This is a genomic window from Paenibacillus cucumis (ex Kampfer et al. 2016), assembly GCF_019748695.1.
Classification (GTDB): domain Bacteria; phylum Bacillota; class Bacilli; order Paenibacillales; family Paenibacillaceae; genus Paenibacillus; species Paenibacillus polysaccharolyticus.
Map to the genome: position 1 here is coordinate 1 of NZ_JACLIC010000037.1, position 6197 is coordinate 6197.

A 6197-nucleotide genomic window follows, 5' to 3' on the forward strand; every position below is an offset into this window, starting at 1 on the left:
CTCCGGACGATTTACGTATCCACGAGCCACACCTTCACCGGAAACGTATAACTCACCAGGTACACCTAACGGTTGAAGCCGTTTTCGTTGGTCAAGTACGTATGTCGATAGGCCAAAAAGCGCTCTACCAATATTTTGAACATGACTTTGTGTATCTTTATCATTAATTTCTTTATATGTAACATGGACAGTCGTTTCAGTGATGCCATACATATTAATTATGCTGATATCTGGATTATTTTCATGCCATTCTTTCAACATATAAGGCTTTAAGGCTTCCCCACCAAGAATCACATAACGCAACGGATTAGGAGCTGGTAGATCACCCTCCATAAAATGGTAAAAAGAGGAAGGTGTTTGATTAAACACAGTTACTTGATTGCTCAAAATAAGCTCTCTCATCTCCATAGCATTTCTAGCAACTTCCAGAGGCACTACTATTAATTTTCCGCCAAAGAACAAAGCCCCAAATATCTCCCACACTGAAAAATCAAAACAATATGAATGAAAAAAAGTCCACACGTCATTTTCATTGAAATTATATAAAGTACGACTGTTTGAAAATAGATGAACTACATTCTTATGTTCAACCGCAACTCCTTTAGGTACACCTGTTGATCCGGACGTATAGATGATATAAGCCAGGTGATTATAGTCAGATACATCAGGACGTTCGTTTTCAGAATATTGTTCCAATTGCAAACGACCATGCTGGAACTTGCTTTTCGGTTTAAGCGATATAGATAAGGGACTCGCCTTGTCTATAGAAACCAAAACGTCATATCGAAATTGGGTCAATTCGTTAGGAATCGTAAATTTTTTTTCAGTTATGCTCACATCGCATATATTTGGAAAATCATGAGGAAGATCATTAAAGAAACTTTTAGAGATAAAGAGCTCCGATGTAAATTCAGTTTTTGTGTTGTATTCTGGGTTCTCTTTTTTGAAAGATTTTAGGGATCGAAGTAAATCTTGTTTCGTATCCAAATCCATTACATCACCAAAGAATATAACACCATTATTTGACATCAATTCAATAATACTTGCTATTAATTGTTTTAAATAATTATGCCCATGAAATAATTGAATTACGCTGTTCAGAATAACAATATCAAATTGACCTTCACCTAACTTGCCAATTTCATGTGCAGGAAGACATTTCAGTTTTATATTTTCCTGAGCAGTTTTACTAACTTGGACACGGCATTTTTCAATGATTACATTAGATATATCCGTTCCATAATATAAACCTACGTGAGGAGAAATTCGGAACATACTTAATCCAGAAGCACACCCTATCTCGAGTACCCGAGTTTCAGGCCCCAAGTACGGTTTTAATTTGAGATATGCATTTTCTGCATATTCATCCATTTCTTCAACGGAAAATGCCTCTCTATTGTAACTGTTAACCCATGCTCCACCTTCAATGTTATTTGTAGCTTTTTTCCCAATGTATTCCCAAATTTCATTATCCATCATTTCATTCCGCGAAGCATCTTCTCCATCTAGAACACTGTCTATATCAAGACAAACGTAACTTTGAAAGCAATTACATTCCCACTGAAGTGTATTCAATAATTGGATTTGCTTTTGTGATGAGACGACAACTCGAACTTCAGCATCATTCAGAATGGATGAGATTCTTTCCAAAGGGTACTCCGGATCTAGAGGAACGTATGCCCCGCCTGCCTTAATAATTCCGAGGATTGCCACAATCATATCAGGAGTTCTCTCAATTAAAATTCCAACCTTTTCTTGCGGCAGTATCTTTCGATCAGTCAACAAGTAATTCGCAAGTTGATTGGCTTTCTGGTCTAGCTGAGAATAAGTTAAACTACTTTCCCCGCAAACAACTGCTATTTTGTCAGGATTACAGTCAACTTGTTCTTCAAAACGCTTATTTATTGTTGTTACAGGAGATTCTTTTTTTGTATTATTGGACATATCCAAAATAAGAGCTTTCTCTTCTTGATGGAGCACATCAAAGTTGTGAAGATGCTCTTGTTGAATTAATAATTTCTCCAGGCATGTGGCGAAGTGCGATAACAGTTGCTCAACAAATCTTTTACTGAACCTCTGTTCTTGATACTGTAAGCGCAAGTTGATAGAGTCATCTACTCTATCGAAGACAAACGAAATATCAGAAGAAAGCTGAGTCATATCTTCATGGACATTTGCCATCATTACAATAGTTTTATAAAATGCCTCTTCGTGACCGCTAGATTCAGTAGCAAATAAGGTATCCGCATGCCATTTTTCGGATTTCATGATGGCCTCTCTGCAAGCAGTAATATATGAAGAGAAAGTTTCACAAGGCTCAATGTCTGTGGAAACCAACAGCATTTGCTTACTCTGCTTGCCCGTAGATTTTTTAAATACGGGCACAGCAACCACAGGTCGGGTTTCTCCATTATAGCGGTACACCATGTACTGAACAGCACTTAGCAAAACAATGAATACTCCGTAATCTGATCCTTTACTAATGCGAACAATTTCTTTTCCGATAGGATCGGGCATCCTATAAATTAAGGATGCCTGACCACTCGAAAAAGTACTGTCCCCTGTATCCCAGACAAAGCCACTGATGTTTCCGGCTTTCATCAAATCATTCTGAAGCTCTGTATTAGGAGTTATAGGATAATTCATGCTTAGTCCTCCGTCACTTTGGTTACTATAGGTTCATACTTTTACTAAAAATCAAAGTCCACGCGTTCAAGGAAGCTATCAACGTTATGGTGCTTGTCCCTGCCTGAAATTTTAATATCCAAAAGACTAATATCCGGATTGGATATCACTTGCCGCAATATATCAAGGAAGTCCTCACATAATAGTTTTACAGAGCTGTCACTGAATAATCCTCTGGCATACTCAAACGCGAAATGTATATCACCCTGTACTTCCTCCGCTTCAAGCTTCAAATCAAATTTTGTTGTACGAGTATGATATGGGATATACGTAACGTTCAATCCGCCAAGTTCGGGCAACTGCAAATCCAGATTCTGCAGAACAAACACGGTATCGAACACAGGATTTTTACCCATTTGATGTGGGACATCCAGAAGCTCCACCAATTCCTCAAAAGGATATTCCTGATTATTAAAAGCATTGATCATGTTTGATTTCACTATGGTCAAAACCTCACGAAAACTATTAGCAGGATGTGACTGGGTTCTAATCGGTAATATATTCACAAACATACCTACCATTGGATCTAAGTCTGGATGAGTCCTTCCTGCAATCGGGCAGCCAGTTACAATATCATTTTCTCCCGAAAGTTTCGACAACAAAATCTGAAAACAAGTCATCAAGAACATGTACAATGAAACACCTTCATTAGATATTGCAGTATACACCTGTAACGCCAGCTCTCCACCGGAATAAAAATCGATCCAACCACCCTCCGATAAAGAATTCTTATCCCTAGGTGCATCGTAAGGCAAACTGAGAGCAGGAATTCCATCCTGAAACATATTTGCCCAATAGTTTTTTTGTGAAGACAGTTCACCGTTTTCTATTCGAGCTTTCTGCCATACAGTAAAGTCTTTATACTGAACACCCAGAAGTGGCAATTCAATTCCACTAAACAAACTCATCAAATCATTAACAATAATTTTTAATGAGAAACCATCGCCGACAATATGGTGTATGTCAACAATTAATAAGTGCTGATACTCCGACTTCCTAATAAGATACGTTCGTATAAGTGGAGCTACAGATAGATCAAAGGGTTGAATTAATTCTTTTATCAGCAACTCATTATCTTTTTCAACCGAGATATTGTTGATAACCTTAAGCTGGAATGGTACTTCATCATGAATGACTTGAACAGGCTCTCCGCCGATCCATAAAAAGGATGTTCTTAATATCTCATGTCTTTCAATCAGCTTACGAAGCGCTTGTTCCAATTGTGCCACGTTCAAACTGCCTTTTAGCTCTAAGATATGAGCCATATTATAGCTAACACCTATATCTCCGAATTGTTCCAATAACAGCATACGTTTTTGAGCAGATGAGACCGGATAGAAGGGCTGCATTATAGCTTTATCAATCCGTTTTTGTTTTTGTTTTTCCGCTTGCTGAATATAGACTGCCAGCTGCTCAATCGTCGGTCCAATAAATATTTCCTTTAATGGAATTTCGATCTCAAAAGCTTGTTGTATCCGGAATGTAAGCTGAGTTGCCTTCAATGAATGTCCCCCAAGGTCAAAGAAGTTCTCTCGGATTCCAACGTGCTTTGTGTCCAATAACTCTTGCCATAACTCTGCTAACCGAAGCTCAGTTGTATTACGAGGCGCTTCATAGTTAAGCTGATTTATCCCTTTCACAGGTTTTGGAAGATCCCGGCGATTTACCTTTCCGTGTATTGTCGTCGGCATTTCATCTATTTGTATGAAATGAGATGGAATCATGTAAGCCGGAACCCATTTAGCTAGATTCTTCTTACATTCTCTGGTATCCAGTTCTTTTTCAGCTACTACATATGCACAAAGTATTTTTTCACCGTTTTGTTCATCCCAATCCACAACAGCAGCCGCCTGAATTCCTTCCTGTTGTAATAACAGATTTTCAATCTCCTCACACTCAATTCGATAACCACGAATTTTCACTTGGTGATCTCTACGTCCAATGTACTCAATTTCACCGCTTGACAACCATCTGCCTAGATCTCCTGTTCTGTACATCCTGCATTCCGCAGCCTTCAGATTTGTAGGAAAACTGCTGGCATTCAATTCCGGTTGATTCTGATAGCCTCGTGCCAATCCTACACCTGATACATATAGTTCACCGATCACTCCAATAGGCTGCAACAGACCATTTGAATTTAGGATGTGGATTTTTGTATTAGCTATTGGAGCACCTATAGGAACAGGACGTTCAATTGGATGATTCGTACAGTCATAGTAAGTGACATCTACCGTCGCCTCTGTAGGACCATACAAATTAAGGAGACGCGGAATTTCCTGATTACATTCTAAACAATTACGGAATCTTTCTATCTGCTCGGATTTTAGAGCTTCCCCGCTTAAAAATATATAGCGTAGTCCTCTCAGCTTATGGGCTTCAGCAAAGCGTTCCACTTGTTCAGTCATAATCTGGAACATTGATGGTACAAAGTGAATAACACTTACACCCGCTTTTTCTATAGTATCCAGTAACAAACCTGGATCTTTCTCTCCGCCCTGCGGTAGCATGTATACACTGGCTCCTGCAATGGCCCACCACAGCAACTCCCATACCGAGACATCAAATGTAAATGGTGTTTTTTGCAAAATTACATCTTTCCGTTCAAGAGGATACTCACGTTGCATCCATTCTAATCGATTGACTATTGAACGATGTTCGATCATAACACCTTTGGGCCTTCCTGTTGTTCCCGACGTGTAAATGACATAAGCCAACCCGCTAGATTCTACAGACGGTAATTGAATCGGCTTTGGCTCTTTCATATCCTCCAGCAGTATTATGCTGACTTTAGAACAGCCAAGCACAGGGAGCCATTTCTTTTTCTCAAGTAGTACAACTTTTACTGCACTATCCACCAACATATATTGAATTCTATCCTCAGGCAGACTCGGATCTATCGGTAAATAGGCACATCCAGCCTTCATAATTCCTAAAATACCGATCATCATTTCTAAAGAGCGTTCTCCGACAAGGGCAACAACCTCGTCTTTTTGTACTCCTTGAGCGAGAAGCAGGGCAGCCGCTTGGTTTGCCTTCGCATTCCACTCACGATAAGTCAAATGACCTTCTGGACTATCAATTGCCCTCTGATCCGGTGTTTTCATAACTTGGGCTTCAATCAAAGCATGCAGTGGTGTTTCTTTGGTATATAAAGTGTCAGTTTCATTAAATCCAGCCAGAGCCAGTTTGTCTTGTTCAGATACTACATCAATATTTGACAATAGCATGTCGGGTGTGTGTGTCATTTGCTTCAGAACAATAGAAAAACTGTCAATCCAACGTTGCACCGTAGTCGACCGATAAAGTTTGTTGTTGTACCCAGCATAAAGTTTGAGTGTGTCCTCAACCTCAATGAAGTTCCAAAATACATCAAACTGAATATAACGTTGCGTAACTTCAAGCATCGTAATCTGTACTTGCGGCAGTTCCAGCACCTGACGATCCATATTTTGCAGTGCAAACATCACATCAAACAGCGGATTCCGGCTCACTTCCCGTACAAGTTCCAGCTT

At 39.4% G+C, this 6197-nt stretch carries 2 protein-coding genes; both read right to left on the bottom strand.

What is annotated here, in order from left to right:
- Positions 1–2646: AMP-binding protein (locus H7T88_RS21340; protein ID WP_221790202.1), on the bottom strand; the 2646-nt coding region annotated here is incomplete at its 3' end.
- A 44-nt stretch (positions 2647–2690) separates the two neighbouring features.
- Complete coding sequence (locus H7T88_RS21345; RefSeq protein WP_260511052.1) at positions 2691–6194, bottom strand: non-ribosomal peptide synthetase; 3504 nt, start codon at positions 6192–6194, stop codon at positions 2691–2693.
- Between the last annotated feature and the right edge of the window lie 3 nt (positions 6195–6197).